The organism is Fusicatenibacter sp. (genome assembly GCF_050872605.1).
Taxonomy (GTDB): Bacteria; Bacillota; Clostridia; order Lachnospirales; family Lachnospiraceae; genus Fusicatenibacter.
This window is the reverse complement of sequence record NZ_JBNMHD010000001.1, coordinates 83,307-98,094: the sequence shown is the minus strand read 5'-3', so window position 1 is coordinate 98,094 and position 14,788 is coordinate 83,307. Positions and strand designations below refer to the sequence as shown.

At 47.6% G+C, this 14,788-nt stretch carries 10 protein-coding genes and 1 other annotated feature (1 of these 11 running past the window's edge); of the genes, 6 read left to right on the top strand and 4 right to left on the bottom strand.

The window, feature by feature from the left end; all coding sequences use genetic code 11:
• Window positions 1-31 precede the first annotated feature (31 nt).
• The gene (locus tag ACY2VT_RS00475; RefSeq protein ID WP_461878487.1) at window positions 32-634 is read right to left on the bottom strand and encodes a YczE/YyaS/YitT family protein; all 603 of its coding nucleotides are present in this window, start codon (window positions 632-634) and stop codon (window positions 32-34) included.
• 95 nt (window positions 635-729) lie between these two features.
• Window positions 730-2,001 carry a prolyl oligopeptidase family serine peptidase gene (locus tag ACY2VT_RS00470; RefSeq protein ID WP_461878486.1) on the bottom strand — a complete coding sequence of 424 codons (1,272 nt, stop codon included), beginning with the start codon at window positions 1,999-2,001 and terminating at the stop codon, window positions 730-732.
• A gap of 303 nt (window positions 2,002-2,304) precedes the next feature.
• Here ACY2VT_RS00470 and ACY2VT_RS00465 point away from each other — a divergent pair, with 303 nt between their 5' ends.
• The 5 genes from ACY2VT_RS00465 (at window position 2,305) to ACY2VT_RS00445 (ending at window position 9,158) form a co-directional block, all read left to right on the top strand.
• Entirely contained in the window at window positions 2,305-3,768 is a 1,464-nt protein-coding gene (locus tag ACY2VT_RS00465; RefSeq protein ID WP_461878485.1) for an alpha/beta hydrolase domain-containing protein, read from the top strand.
• Window positions 3,769-3,839: 71 nt separating this feature from the next.
• Window positions 3,840-5,453, top strand: a complete 1,614-nt coding sequence (locus ACY2VT_RS00460; protein ID WP_461878484.1) for an apiosidase-like domain-containing protein — start codon at window positions 3,840-3,842, stop codon at window positions 5,451-5,453.
• Between the two features lie 174 nt (window positions 5,454-5,627).
• Window positions 5,628-7,172 carry an ABC transporter substrate-binding protein gene (locus ACY2VT_RS00455; RefSeq protein ID WP_461878483.1) on the top strand — a complete coding sequence of 515 codons (1,545 nt, stop codon included), beginning with the start codon at window positions 5,628-5,630 and terminating at the stop codon, window positions 7,170-7,172.
• Between the two features lie 137 nt (window positions 7,173-7,309).
• Window positions 7,310-8,248: an ABC transporter permease gene (locus ACY2VT_RS00450; RefSeq protein WP_461878482.1), complete on the top strand. Its 939-nt coding sequence runs from the start codon at window positions 7,310-7,312 to the stop codon at window positions 8,246-8,248.
• A gap of 10 nt (window positions 8,249-8,258) precedes the next feature.
• Window positions 8,259-9,158, top strand: a complete 900-nt coding sequence (locus tag ACY2VT_RS00445) for a carbohydrate ABC transporter permease (RefSeq protein ID WP_461878481.1) — start codon at window positions 8,259-8,261, stop codon at window positions 9,156-9,158.
• Between the two features lie 113 nt (window positions 9,159-9,271).
• Here the strand turns inward: ACY2VT_RS00445 and ACY2VT_RS00440 are convergent, their stop codons facing one another.
• Window positions 9,272-10,846, bottom strand: coding sequence for a response regulator (locus ACY2VT_RS00440; protein ID WP_461878480.1), 1,575 nt, complete (start codon window positions 10,844-10,846; stop codon window positions 9,272-9,274).
• Window positions 10,847-10,899: 53 nt separating this feature from the next.
• Window positions 10,900-12,612 (bottom strand): sensor histidine kinase, encoded by a 1,713-nt coding sequence (locus ACY2VT_RS00435; RefSeq protein WP_461878479.1) that lies wholly within the window; start codon window positions 12,610-12,612, stop codon window positions 10,900-10,902.
• Window positions 12,613-12,909: 297 nt separating this feature from the next.
• Between ACY2VT_RS00435 and ACY2VT_RS00430 the strand changes: the two genes are divergently transcribed.
• A complete protein-coding gene (locus ACY2VT_RS00430; RefSeq protein ID WP_461878478.1) occupies window positions 12,910-14,487 on the top strand; it encodes a DUF5605 domain-containing protein in 1,578 nt (525 codons plus the stop codon).
• A gap of 168 nt (window positions 14,488-14,655) precedes the next feature.
• Window positions 14,656-14,788 (top strand) — a sequence feature (ribosomal protein L10 leader region) (it continues 12 nt past the right edge of the window).

Here is a 14,788-nt window from a genome sequence, read left to right as displayed (position 1 = left end):
CTGCTGTGCGGAAATACACAGCGGCGCCTTTTTAAATGAATGTAACTTTTTTTTCGTACAGCTTTATAATTCTGCCGACAAAAATGGCCGACAGAATGGTGCCGATGCCGATTCCATAAATCGGAGTGTGGTTCAGAAGACACAGCAAAACAGTGATCAGAACCAGAGAAATATCAAATCCATTTTTGGTACTGGAAAAAGGCAGGGAAAAAACTTCGGAAATCGTTTTTACAATGCCGTCCGTCGGTGTTAAAATCAAATCCGTTTTCACGCAGAGAAAGACACCCATTGCGGTTGCGAACATTCCGGCAAAATAGAGAAGCAGCATAATACCGACAGGAAATCCGAGTTCCGGAATGATAAAATCATAGAAGTCCGTCAGCCAGCCAAAAGCAAAGGACAGCGGAATTTCCAGAAGAAACGCAAGGCGGATCTTCCGGGTCAGAATACATTGGGCTGCTACAAAGAGCAGATAGCAGATAATCGAAGCTGTTCCCAGGGAAATATGGTAGATCTGGGAGATGGAATACATCACGGAGCTGAACGCTGCGACACCAAGGCCGAAGCGGATATTCAGAACAACCATAGCGGCAATCAGGTTCAGGCCGGCAAAATATAAAAGATATCGTTTCATGACATTATCCTTTCTTAGGTACATACAAATGGTGCGGAGGCACTCCCTCTCGGGACAGTCTCCACACCATTTTCTGCGGTACGCGGGGAGCGGGATTATGCTTTCTTCTGTGCAGCCATCCACTCCAGAATCGGAGTTTCTTTTCCATCTGTCATGACCGGTTTTCCGTCGTAATCGAGAACACATTCGTCGTTCAGCATCGGAATCCAGGACCAGTGGCCGATGTATTCGAACGGGGTGCCGTCTGCTTTTTTCTGAGTTCCGGTGTGATCGAGCACGTTGTCCCAGAAGGTAAAGTGTGCGTTTGGGTTGACTTTTGCAAGACGCTCGTAGGTCGGAACGACGTAGTCAGCCGGAACGACAACCGGGTCAGTCTTTGCGTGGGTGAACCAGATCGGAAGATCTTTGAGCTTCTGGATATCTTCATCGGAGATGAATGCATCTGCTAAAGCCTCGCAGACCGGATAAGCAGCAGCGTAGCGGGATGGGTTGAAGATGATCTGTTTCATTGTCATAAATCCGCCGTTGGAGCAGCCGCCGATGTAGATGCGGGAGCGGTCGATCTGCGGATGAGCATCCACGAAAGCACCGATCAGAGCATCCAGAACTTCGGTATATTTGGAGGAGCCGTCCTTGGTATATTCGCCGGTTCCGTCATCCATCCACATAGTCGGAGCCTGCGGTGCGAGCAGATAGGTTTTGCCGCCGAAGATGTTCTGTACTTTCGGGGAAATCAGATTGACTACCTTGTTTCCAATCGCCGCGATCGGAGGCTCTGCGCCGCCTTCACCTGCGCCGTGCAGCCAGATGATCAGCGGGATTTTCTCATCCGCATCCATTTCCGGCTCGTAATAAACGTAAGAAAGCGGGATCTGCGGATCTTCATAACGGTCTTCTTTCAGCCATTCACCGTAGATCACGCGGTTGCCGCCGTCCACGTCGAAGGACTGCGGAGCCACAGCGCCGCCGTCTGCCGCGATTTCAGATGTCTGTGTTACATCGTAAGCAACATTGACAAAGACATTAAAATTGCCGTTGAATTTAATGATGGAGCCGATTCCTTCCATAATAAAGCACGGCAGCTCCAGCGTCAGGCAGGTGCCGTCCTCGCACGGTGCGCCGGTTTTGTCGGAAACGTAAACATTCGAAACGCGGCGTGTGCCGTCCATCGAGTCATCCGGCTTGTCGCCCATGAAATTCGGCCAGACAAAATCCTCGCCCTCGGTGGAAGTACGGGTCACATGAACCGTAAACTGTTCCGGTGATGGAGCTGCGCCTTTCATGCTTCTGCCGTAATCGAGAATCACTTTCGAGATATGCGGACCGAAATCGAAAACTTCGGTGATGGTATAGTAAGTTCCATTCATTTGTAAAAACCCTCCTTACGAATTGTATGTACTCTTGAATGGACAGAAAAGGCGGTATTGGGTATGGTAAGTTCTTTTCTGTCCGATAATACCAGTTTACTACAGAGATTCCAAAAGAAAAAGCACAAATCAGAGATAAATTTGCACGGAAGTGCTTTTTCTGCGATTTTATTTTCAGATCAGAAGAAACCTGAACAGAACAGAAAACGCAGAAAAGTGTCAGAAAACAGCAGAATCGTTGTTTTCCACATTTGGACGGTATGGAATAATGAAACCATACAAGCAAAAGGGAGGTTTTACGAAATGATCACAAAACTGGAGGAGATTCCTGTAACAAAAGAGAGCTATCCGTTTGCCAGCGCGGAGCGGTATCTGAAACTGTCGGGGCGCGGCTATGCGGAGAAGGAATATTATATGTATGGAACGGCCAATGTCTATGAGACTGCCGATGAGCGCGGCGGCGTCCGCGTGCGCACTGCCGATGCGCCGTACACAAACCGTATCATCGTCCGCGCGCCGCAGGATGCGGCAAAATGCAGCGGAAACGTTGTGGTCGAAATTATCAACCCAACGAGTTTCATGGAGATCGACCGCATGTGGATTCTTGGCTGGAAAAAATTTGTGCGGGACGGAGATATCTATGTGGGAATCACAAGCAAACCAAATACCATCGCCAAAATGGTCGAGTTTGATGAAAAACGATACGGCCGTCTTTCCTGGGCCAACCCGACGCCGGATGTACCGTTTCCGGAGAAACTGCAGGCAGTCGGCGGACTCGGCGATCTGAATCATGATTATGAGACCGGTCTTTTCTGGGACATGCTGACCGATCTGGCATGGTTGCTGCGCGGTGAGGAAGAGCAGAATCCGATTCGGGAATACAAGAGAGAATATATCTATTTGACAGGCTGGTCACAGTCTGGATCGTATCTGTTCCGCTATTTGAACAGCTTTGCTTACCGCCCGGATGCCGCACGCGGCGCAAACGTATTTGACGGTTATCTTTCCGGCGGCGGGGTTCATTCCCTTGGGATTCCGGTCAATCAGTATGAGTCTATGACTCCGTATCACTACAGCCTGACCCGCGTGGAGAAAGCGCGCGAGCCGTTTATCGCCGTGCAGACCGAGAGTGAAAACGGAAGAATGGAAGCATGGCGCATTGCCCAGGCGGACAGCGATGATCCGGAGTTCCTGTTCCGCCAGTATGAGGTGACGGGTGCAAGCCATGACACTTCCTACAGCTATGTGGACTATTACCAGAACGATCCTGACCTGGTGCGGATCAACCATCTGCCGTTCTACATGGGAAAAAATGAGGAAGGAAACGATTATCCATCCCAGATCCTCTTTGCGGCAGCGTTCCGCAACCTGTTCACCTGGGTGAGAACGGGAGCAGCACCGGCACACTGCGAGAGGATTGCGGTTGACAGTGACGGCGAGAACAAAAAAGATGCATTCGGAAACAGCATCGGCGGACTTCGTACCTGCCTGATCGACTACCCGACCGGACGGTACAGCAGCACGAGTGATATTGAAAAAGGCCAGAGCTTTCTGGATCCGGAATCGGAAAAAGAAGGACTGTTCGGCTATCAGCAGGCATTTTCGGCATCTCTTCTGAAAGAGCTGTACGGCACGCTGGAACATTACCGGAAATTAGCGGAGAGGAATACGAAAGAACAGGTATCAAAAGGCTTTGTATGCCGGGAGGATGCAGAAGAGCTGGTTGAAATTGCAGTAGAACTTGCGAAAAAACGAGGACTGGAATAGAAAAAACAGATTCGCGGAGCGTGCCCGAAAGAAAAGCCGGGCGCGCTCTGCGCAGATAAGGAGAAGATAAAATGGGGATGAAAACAGAACAGTGGAGACAAATTGTTTTATCATGGGAAAGCAGAAAAACATATGACAATCCATTCCTCGACGTTTCAATCCGGGGTGTTTTTACAGGACCGTCGGGAAGAAAAATCAGAAGAGAAGCGTACTGGGACGGCGGAAATACTTATCGGATTGCCTTTGCACCGACGGAAACCGGCATCTGGAAGTACACGCTGGAAGCGCCGGAGGAGACCGGGCTTTCCGGCACAGAGGGAAGCATCGAATGTGTGCCATATGAAGGAGAACTGGAAATTTACCGCCACGGCTTTTTAAAAGTACACCCGTCCGGCCGCTATCTGACGTATGCAGATGGAACGCCGTTTTTCTGGCTCGGCGATACGCACTGGGAATTTGCTTTCGGCGAGCGCTGGGATGAGTCGAACCATCCGCAGATGACGAGTATGTTCCGCGGCATGGCGGACCGCAGGAAGGAACAGGGCTATAACGTCTACCAGACGAACCTTCGAAGCGACAGCTGGCGGGAGCAGAAGAGCCGTTACTGGGAGACAGATGCCGCGGATGATGTGCCGAATGTGACATTTTATCAGAACGAGCTCGACCGGCGCATGCAGTATCTTGCGGATCTCGGCTTCGTCAACGCGCTCGGCTTTGCGTGGTCTGGATCAATTGAACATGGTGTGGAGCATCAGAAACATCTGGCGCGCTACATCATCGCCCGTTACGGTGCACTGCCGATCGTATGGACACTGGCAGGTGAAGTGGCAGGCTACTTCCCGGGCGAGCCGCGCGAGCGTGCGATTAAGGGCTGGCGCGAAGTCGCGAAGTACGTGGAAGAGATGGATGGCTACGGAACACTGCAGACTGCGCACTATACAAACGAGCGCCCGTTTGCAGATTACTATTATGACGAATCCTGGTTTGACTTTGTGTTAAATCAGGCCGGCCACGGCGATTTTCCGATCAATCCGTTCTGGTACCGTTCCTATCGGAAAGAACATGGAACAAAGCCGTTTATCGAGGGAGAGTCTCTGTACGAATATTGCTCCACCCTGGAAGAAAACGGAACCCGTCTCTGTACGGATACCATGCTGCGGCGCGTGGCATACATGGCAGTCCAGACCGGCGGCTGCGGCTACACATACGGCGCACAGGGCATCTGGGATAATATCTGGGAGGTCAGTGACATCAATCCGGACTTTAATGCATTCAACAAATTCGGTATCACCTGGGCCAAAGCTATTGACGGACCGGGCGGCGCACAGATGGGATATCTGAAGCGTTTCTATGAAGAGCATCACTTCGAGGAAATGGTGCCGTACGATCCGGAAACAGCGGAAGAGAGCATCAGTCCGTTTGCCAACAAGCTCGCGGCTGCCACCATCAGCCAGGATAAGACGAGAGCACTGATTTACTACGGAGAGATGGACGGCATGAGTACACCGATCGCAGGCCTCTGTGACGGAATCTATGCAATTTCCTGGTTTGATCCGAGAACCGGGCAGACAGAAAAAGCAGAAAACCAAGTGGAAGTACGTGGGGAATCGTGCGTTATGCCAAAGAAACCGGCGGCTGGCGACTGGATGCTGATAGCAGAATGCATAGAAAAAGCCGAAAAGTGACAAAAAACTATACAAAGTGCGGAGAGAAACCGCAGAAAAGTGCAAATTCATCGCAGAATTGTTCTTTTTTGGAGGTGGGAAAGCCGATATAATAAGATCATCAAATGAGTCACGGCCGAAACTCAAAACGAAACAGAGAAACAAAACAAAAAGATAAAAAAGCGAGGATGAAAAATGAAGAAGAAAGTAGCAGCGATTTTTATGGCGTCCATGATGGCACTTTCCCTGGCTGCCTGCGGAAGCAGCGGTGGAAGCTCTGATTCCGGAAAAACAGATTCTGGAGATAAGAGTGCAGCAAGCACAGCAGATACCGGAAGCGGAGAAGTAGAGAAAATTATCGTAAGCTTCCCGACCTGGACCGGCGCTCCGGCAGATACTGAGAAAGTACAGGAAGCGATCAATGACATCACAAGAGATAAGATCGGCGTTGAAATTGAGCTTTCCATCACCGACTTTGGTTCCTTTAACCAGAACACAACACTGGCACTTTCTGCAAATGAGGAAATTGATGTTCTGGCGTGCGTAGGTTTCCCATATGCAACCGGAATCCAGCAGGGATATCTCTCCGATCTGGAAGAAAATGATCTGCTTGCAACGTACGGACCGGACATTGCAGATGCAGTAGGACAGCAGAATATTGATGCCTGCCGTGTCGGCGGAGTTCTGTACGGACTCCCAAGCAACCGTGATATTGCACAGGGACGTGGATGTGCCGCAATCGCAACTGAGTATCTGGATGGAATCGGATACGAAGTAAATAGTGATGATGAGATTGTAAAAATCAGCCTGGATGAGTTAAATGATATTTATGCAAAACTGCATGAGGCATATCCGGACAAAGAAGTTTATCGTCCAACGACAGGTTCCATGTCACAGTTCTCCAATGTAGACTCTCTTGGCGGCAATGTATTCGGTGTTCTTCTCGACTATGGCCAGAACCTCGACGTTGTCAACCTCTTTGAGAGTGATTTCTACAAAGATTACTGCGCAAGACTGTATGATTATAACCAGAAAGGCTACATCAGTGCTGACGCATCAACAGATACCACAGCAGTCGGCGAGCTGGTAAAAGCCGGAACCCTGATGAGCTATACCACAGGCGGAAAACCTGGCATCAAAGCACAGGAGTCAACCCTGACTGGACGCGATATGACGATTTTCCAGACCCTGGATGACTATATCAGTTCCACTTCCGTGGCAGGTATGCCTTGGACCATTCCGATCTCTGCACAGCACAAAGAAGCAGCCATGAAATTCCTGAACGAGTGCTACACCAATGCCGATGTTGCAAACCTTCTGGCATGGGGCATCGAGGGAACACACTATAAAATTGGCGATGACGGACTTGCTACTTACGCAGACGGCGTAGACGCATCCAGCTCCGGATGGAACCACTCCATGGGATGGATGATGCCGAACCAGTTCCTGACCCACGTATGGGAAGGAAATGATCCGGATCTGTGGACAGAGATGAAGAATTTCAACGACAATGCAAAAGTTTCCAAAGCAAGCGGCTTCTCCTTTGACAGCACGAACGTAGCAAACGAGATCACAGCAGTACAGAACGTATACAATGAGTATCAGACCAGCGTAGAGTACGGCTTTGTAGATCCGGAGACCGGAATTGCCGAGATGAACGATAAGATGATGACAGCAGGACTTCAGAAGATTATCGATGAGAAAAAAGCTCAGCTCGAAGCATGGGAAGCAAACAAATAAAGTTTAAAAATTAGTATGAAAGATGACTGCGCCGTCCGAAAAAAACAGGACGGCGCAGGTTGTAAGAAGAGAAAAATCTGTCGAAACCGGAACGCTTCAGGGCCGGCTGCGGCTGAGAAAAAAAGGAGAATGAAAACATGGCAAGAGTGAAAAGTCAGAAGAGCCAGAAAAGACGAAAAACATTTGTACGCTTTCTGCCGATCTATATTCTGATGCTGCCGGGCCTCATTTATCTGTTTATCAACAATTACATGCCTCTGCCGGGCCTTGTAATTGCATTCAAACAGTACAATGCCGGAAAAGGCATCTATGGAAGTCCATGGGTTGGACTGAAAAACTTTGAATATCTGTTTACAACAAGCGATGCCTTTATTATCACACGAAATACGATTCTCTATAATGTGGCATTCATTGTGATCAACACCACACTGGCAATCGCAGTTGCCATTATCTTAAGTGAGCTGGAAGGCAAACGGAAAAAAGTTTACCAGAGTGCGATTCTTCTTCCGAACCTTCTTTCTACCGTTATCATCGGATATCTCGTTTTCGCCTTCTTCAGTGTAGAAAACGGATTCGTCAACAATACGATTTTAAAAGCACTTGGAAAAGAACCAGTGAGCTGGTACTCAGAGCCGAAATACTGGCCGTTCATCCTGATTTTCGTCAGCGCATGGAAGTCCGTCGGCTACAACTGTATCGTCTATCTGGCAACTTTGATGGGCTTTGACAAGTCCTTCTATGAGTCAGCAAAAATCGACGGTGCGACAAGATGGCAGCAGATCAAATACATTACCCTGCCGCTTCTGCGCCCGACCATCATCATGCTGACCATGATGGCAATCGGAAGAATTTTCTACTCCGATTTCGGTCTGTTCTATCAGGTTCCAATGAACCAGGGAGCTCTGTATTCCACAACCAACACGATTGATACCTACGTATACCGCGGACTGCTTCAGATGGGTAATGTTTCTATGTCTGCCGCAGCCGGTGTTTACCAGTCAATCGTAGGATTTATTCTGGTACTTGGCGCAAACCTGCTGGTACGTAAAATTGACCGCGACAGCGCGCTGATCTAGGAGGAACGGTATGAAAACAAGAGAAGATAAAATTTATAATTTTTTTGGTCATCTGGTTATGACAATCCTGACACTGCTCGCGATCATTCCGATTCTGCTGATGTTCATTTCCTCACTGACCGACAATGCAACCCTTTTACAGAATGGCTACTCCTTCCTGCCGAAAAAATGGAGTACCTACGCTTATGAGTGGGTTTTCACATCCAGCAGTTCCATGGTGCTCAAAGCTTACGGAATGTCCTTTATCCTGACTGCAACCGGTGTTATCTGCAGCCTTGCACTGACGACCTGTCTGGCATACGGACTTTCGAAAAAAGGTCTGCCGGGACGAAATGTTCTGACCTTCCTGGTATTCTTTACGATGCTGTTCAACGGAGGTCTTGTACCAACATACATCAACTATACAACGATCTTCCATGTAAAAGATACCTTCTTCGGACTTCTGGTTCCGTCCCTGATGATGAACGCATTCAACGTTCTTCTGATGAAGAGCTACTTCGTTACCGGCGTGCCGGATGAGATTCTCGAAGCAGCCTACATCGACGGCGCAAATGAGTTCCAGACCATGTGGAAAATCGCGATTCCGCTTTCCAAACCAATTATCACTACAGTTGCCATGTTCTCCGGTATTGCTTATTGGAACGACTGGAACAACGGTTATATTTATCTGACAAAGAGAACGGATCTCTACAGTATCCAGAACCTGCTGAACCGTCTGATGCAGAACATTCAGGCGCTGACTCAGAATGCGAACAGTGTACAGAATGCAGGCGAAGGTCTCTCCCAGATCCCTTCCGGAACGGTTCGTATGGCGATGGCAGCACTTGGTATTCTGCCGATCATCATCATCTATCCGTTCATTCAGAAAAACTTTGTAAAAGGTATTACCCTTGGAGGCGTTAAAGGCTGATTAAAAAGGAAAGGTTTCTGCTGAACAAACAAATAAAGAAGAGAAAAATCCCGGAACAGTGAAGAGCTGCTCCGGGATTTTTTTGGATAGAAAATTTTGATGTAATGAAGGATTTATTTTCGGAATTCTCTCGGTGTCATCCCGGTGGATTTTTTGAATTGGCGGGAAAAATAGGAGATATTCTGGAAGCCGCAGGTAAGTGCAATATCACGAATGCTCATTTCGCCTTTCGCAAGAAGCTCTTTGGAACGGGCAATTCTGCGGTCGATGATATAGTTGATCAGAGAAGTGCCGGTATCTTTCTTGAACAGATGAGACAGATAATCTGCATTCAGATAAACCATAGATGCGAGGCTGTCCCGGTCGAGTTCTTCATCCAGATGGGTTTCAATATATTTTTTGACCGTTTCTACTGCGTTGTCGCGGGAGGTATTCTGTTCCTGAAAAGCAGTAAAAGTGGTAAGACTTTCGGAGATCCAGTCTTTCAAGGCAGAGAAAGAGACAAAAGTCTGTTCCGGGGAAGAAACCGTAATGTTTGCGCGGCAGGCAGCGGCTTCCGGGGAATCGCTCTGCATGTGGCGGAAGAAGAGCTGGAGCAGCTGATAATAAAAATCTGTCAGGGAATCGCGGTTCACAGAATCAGAATTTTTCATCTGATTCAGATAAGCCTGGAATTCAATAAAAAGCTGATCGGTGCGCCCGGAAAGCAGAAGATCGGACCAGCGCTCGGAGGGAATCCTGTGTGTTTCAGAAACGGGCGATGTTCCGAGAGAAAAATCGAAGACATAATTTTCCTTGGATACATTCTTTTTCGCGTAGTTCTGCATGCGCAGGAGAGCCGGGCGGAGCTGTTCTGGAAGACAGGAATCCGCAAAAACATAAAAATTGACAGAAAACGGAAAATGCGGTACGAAATCTGTCTGTGCCTGGCGGCATCGGCCGACAAGCTGATTCTGTGTCCGTCCGACAGAAGGGAGGAGAAGAAGATAAAATCCGGTCGCAATCCGAATCGTCAGAGGCAATTCTTCCGGGAGAAAAAAATATTCCCGTACAATATTTTTTAAAGCAAATTCATAGAGACTCCGGTTGTCCAGCGGAGAAAATGAGTTTCCCTGTCCAAGCTGGATCAGGAGAGGAAAATAGGACTTCAGAATCAGGGTTTCATCAAGGCGGCGCAGATACAATTCCCGGGAAAGTTCCGAAGGCGCAGAACTGATGCTGTCCGAAAGAAGATCCAGGAAAAACTGTTCGGCAAGCGGCAGTTCGCTCTCTTTCCAGTAATGGGCATGCAGCGTGTTTAGGCGGTCGTCTTCCTGCTTCTTTCGCAGCTCCATTCCTTTCTGCAGAGCTTCGACTAAATTCTGATCGTCGATTGGTTTTAAGAGATAATCACTGCTGGAAAGTTTCATAGCACGGGAAATATACTCGAATTTTGCATAGGCAGTCAGAAAGATACAAACCGTATCGAATCCAGACTGTCGGATTTTGTCGAGAAGTTCCAGGCCAGAGCCGCCTGGCATTTCAATATCGCAGATCATCAGATCAATGGTATGGGCGGAAAAGATTTCCAGAGCCTGTTCCTGATTGTAGGCTTTTAAGATCTGATCAAAAGAGGGACAGAGCTTCTGGACTTTGAGAGAGATACTCTCGACGGTATAATATTCATCATCGACAATTAAAAGATTCATGGTAAAAGTCTCCTTGTTGTACAGTAAATATCAACTGCAGTTTTTTACAGCAGTCAGGAAATTGGAAAAAACGGAACGTATGGAAATTCCATATCAATCTGTGCACCGGCATTTTCACGATTGCCAAAGGTAAAGAAGGAATCCGGAAAAATAGGCCGCATCCGCAGGATGACATTGACAATGCCGATGTGCTCTGTTTCTTCTGCAACGTAAGTTTCCAGATCATCCAGAAGAGCCAGCATATCGGGACTGAATCCTTTTCCGGAATCCCAGAGGCAGATGTGCAGATAAGTGCAATTATTTTTGAAAACCGGCAGAACTTCTATATGAATTTCCAATGTTTTCCCCATGACAACTTCATATTTCACAGTGTTTTCCACGAAAGTAAGAAGGAGAAGCGGAACGACGGTGGCATCTTCATACTGTGGATCACAGGCGATAAACAGCTTTAAGGCATCTGGATAACGAATAGAAGAAAGATCTATGTAATTGCGCACAAGCTTCAGCTCTTCCGAAAAGGCAATTGTCTGGCCGGAAGAAAGGGTATAGCGGAGATGGGAGCTTAAGTCACGGATCATTTTCTGTGCCAGTTCCGGCTGATTCATGTCAGTCAGCTGATAAACCGTATTCAGACAGTTGATCATAAAATGCGGTGTAATCTGCTGCTTAAGATAGAGCGCTTCCAGCTTTTGGCGCGCCAGCTGTTTTTCATAGACATCAATTTTCAGATTCTTAATTTCAGAAACCATTTCGTTAAAGGTATCTGTCATATTCTGGAATTCATTGAGCTGATGGCTTTCTGTGATACGTATATCAAAGTTTCCTGAACGAAGCTGTTCCAGTGCGCGTGTCAGTCTGGAAACAGGATGCAGCACCCATCGATGAAGAGAGGTGAAAAGGGAAAACCAGATCATGAGCAGAAACAGTGCAACAACAAGAGCAATGGAATAAAAGTCGGCACGGCTTCGGGCATACTCTGTATTCGAAAGAAATAAGGAGAGCGAAATGGAAGTATGCTCGAGAGGCTGCGAAATGGCCAGCCAGGAAGTATCATCAAATTCACAGGAAAGGTAAGGACCGCTGGTATTTTTCGGGTTCAGAAAAAAACTGGTGGAAGGTGTGCGCAGAACCATAGTTCCATCAGTAAAATACAGACGGGAATCAGACTCTCCGCTTCGGATCAGCGTATCGAGAAGTGTATCTATGGATACGTATGCACCAAGTTTGTAACCAGAAAGATTTAAGACTCGAACCAGACAATAGTGGCCATTGATCTCGTGAACAAACCAGGATCTGAGATCAACATCTTCGTTTTCCAGTATCTCACGGACTGTGCTGCGTATGGCAGGGCTGGGATTATAGGAAGTATCGTACATGACCAGCTCTTTTTCGGGTTCTGCATAACAGAAAAAACCATCCGCCGTATAGGATGGAAGTGCAGATTCAAAATCCTCCCGGATCCGGTAAAGCGTGGGATACCAGGAAGAGGATTTTGGCGGCGTTGCCTTTAATGAAATCAGATTTTTATTGTTCATTGCAAAGGTATAAAGGTAGGTTTCTGTCCGCTCCAGATCTTCGTCAAGATGCTTCTGATACAGAACAAGAGTATCCTCTGTGTTGCTGTGCATCCGGTCGAGCAGAAGCTGAAACGCTGCCATATTGTTATAGAGCACAAGCGCACAGAACAGGACAAACATACAGCATAAAAGAAGAGAAAGCCGTGCCCGCAGCGAATGGAAGCGGGAATGAGAAGTTTGTTTTATCATGATACAGAAAAGTCCTTTCCTTTTATTTAAACGATTCAACAGAGAAAGAGAATCCTGAAAAGCTGTGATTAGTTTACAATAGAATGGAAAAAGCGTCAATAAATGAAAGAGAAAAGAAAGGGGAAAACAGCAGAATAAACAAAATATGGATTGAAAAATTGTTGAATAATTAGAAACAAATTTGTTGACTATTCAGTTTAAATTCAGTAAGATTAAATTAAAGATTTACGCGGTATTGCCAGGCAAAGCAGGAAAAACGGGAAGAGCAGCCGCAGAATTTACGGGAAAGAAAAATGTATGGGAAAGGTGGAAAAATACATGATTTTAAATGAAGTAAAAAATGCAAAACGATATGGGATTGTTGAACTTACGGTAAACGGCCCGGCAGAAGGAAATCCATTTCAGGAGCAATGGATCCGCGGTATCATGGAAGGCCAGGCAGAAACGAAAAAAGCAGAAGGTTTCTATAATGGAAACGGCGTCTATAAAATCCGTTTTATGCCTTCTTACGAGGGAACATACGATATCAGCCTGACAACAAGCTGGGGCGATGAGGCGAAAGTAACGGTGGAAGTCGGTGCAGCCGATGAGAACTGCCACGGTCCGGTCCGCGTAGCGAACACCTACCATTTTGCCTACGATGACGGAAAAGAATTCTACCCATGCGGCACGACCTGCTATGTGTGGGAGCTGCAGAGTGAGGAGACACAGGAGAAGACATACGAAAGTCTTGCGACATCTCCGTTTAACAAGATCCGTTTCTGTGTATTCCCGAAACATTATGTCTACAACTTAAAAGAGCCGGCTCAGTATCCGTTTGAGATCCGCGAAAATTCTCCGTGGTCTCCGTCGGATTTTGAAACAGAGAAACTCGAGAAAGCACCGCGCAACATGTTCGGCGGCATCGATGCGATGATTGAGAACCCGGACGAAGTGTGGAATTATACCCGCCCGAATCCTTCCTATTTTGAGCATATTGAAAATACGATCGCACGCCTTGGCACCATGGGAATCCAGGCGGATCTGATTCTGTTCCATCCATACGACCGCTGGGGCTATTCCCGCATGAATCTGGAACAGCAGAACTTCTATTTAAAATATGTAGTCAACCGTTTCAGCGCATATCACAATGTCTGGTGGGCGATGGCGAATGAGTTTGACCTGTTCCGCTGGAAACCGGTATCCGAGTGGGAGTCCAATGCAGAGACTGTATGCCGCCAGGATCCGTACCGCCATCTGCGTTCGATCCACAACTGCATGACGATGTACGATCATTCCAAGGGATGGATCACCCACTGCAGCCTGCAGAGAATTGACCTGTACCGCACCGCAGAGAATGTGGAGATCTGGCGTCCGCAGTATGGAAAACCGTGCGTACTCGATGAGATTGCATATGAAGGAAACCTTCCGTTTGGATGGGGAAATATCAGCGGAGAAGAGATGACACGCCGGTTCTGGGAGGCTTATACCCGCGGAGGATACGGCCAGCACGGCGAGACGTATGAAAATGAGAACGGTGTGATCTGGTGGTCGCACGGCGGAGAATTAAAGGGCAGCAGCCCGGCTCGTATTCAGTTCCTGCTGGATATTATGGAAGAAAACGGAGGCTATATGGAGCCGCTCCCGGCATTCTTCGATGAGACCTGCTGCACCAACAGCGCAAGTCATCCGAGAAAAGACTGTATTATGTACTATTTTGGAGCCAACCGCCCATGCCGCCGTCCATTCCACATGCCGGAAGGACAGGAGTTTGATGTCGAAGTCATTGACACCTGGAATATGACTATCACACCGGCAGGACGCCACAGCGGAGAATTCACGATCGACATGCCGTCAAGACCGTATATGGCGGTGAGATTGGTGAAAGTGAAATAAAATATAGAACAGAAATCTTGAAAACCAATTCTGACTATGATATATTTGTCGCAGGCAAAGCGAAGCTAAAAGGTTTCAACGAAGAATTCCCTGGGGATGGCAGTTTCCGGGGAATTCTTTTTGAAAAAATTATATTTTGATCTTGACAATCAGCACCGAGTATGTTATCATATCACCTGTATCACGCCGAAGACAGCAGGTGCCGCAAGGCGTAAGTTTCAAACGCCTGCCGAGGAGAAGTTACACAAGGTTCATGTTATGGAATTTTGAGATCTCTTCGCCAATCTTCGCGAAGAGCTTT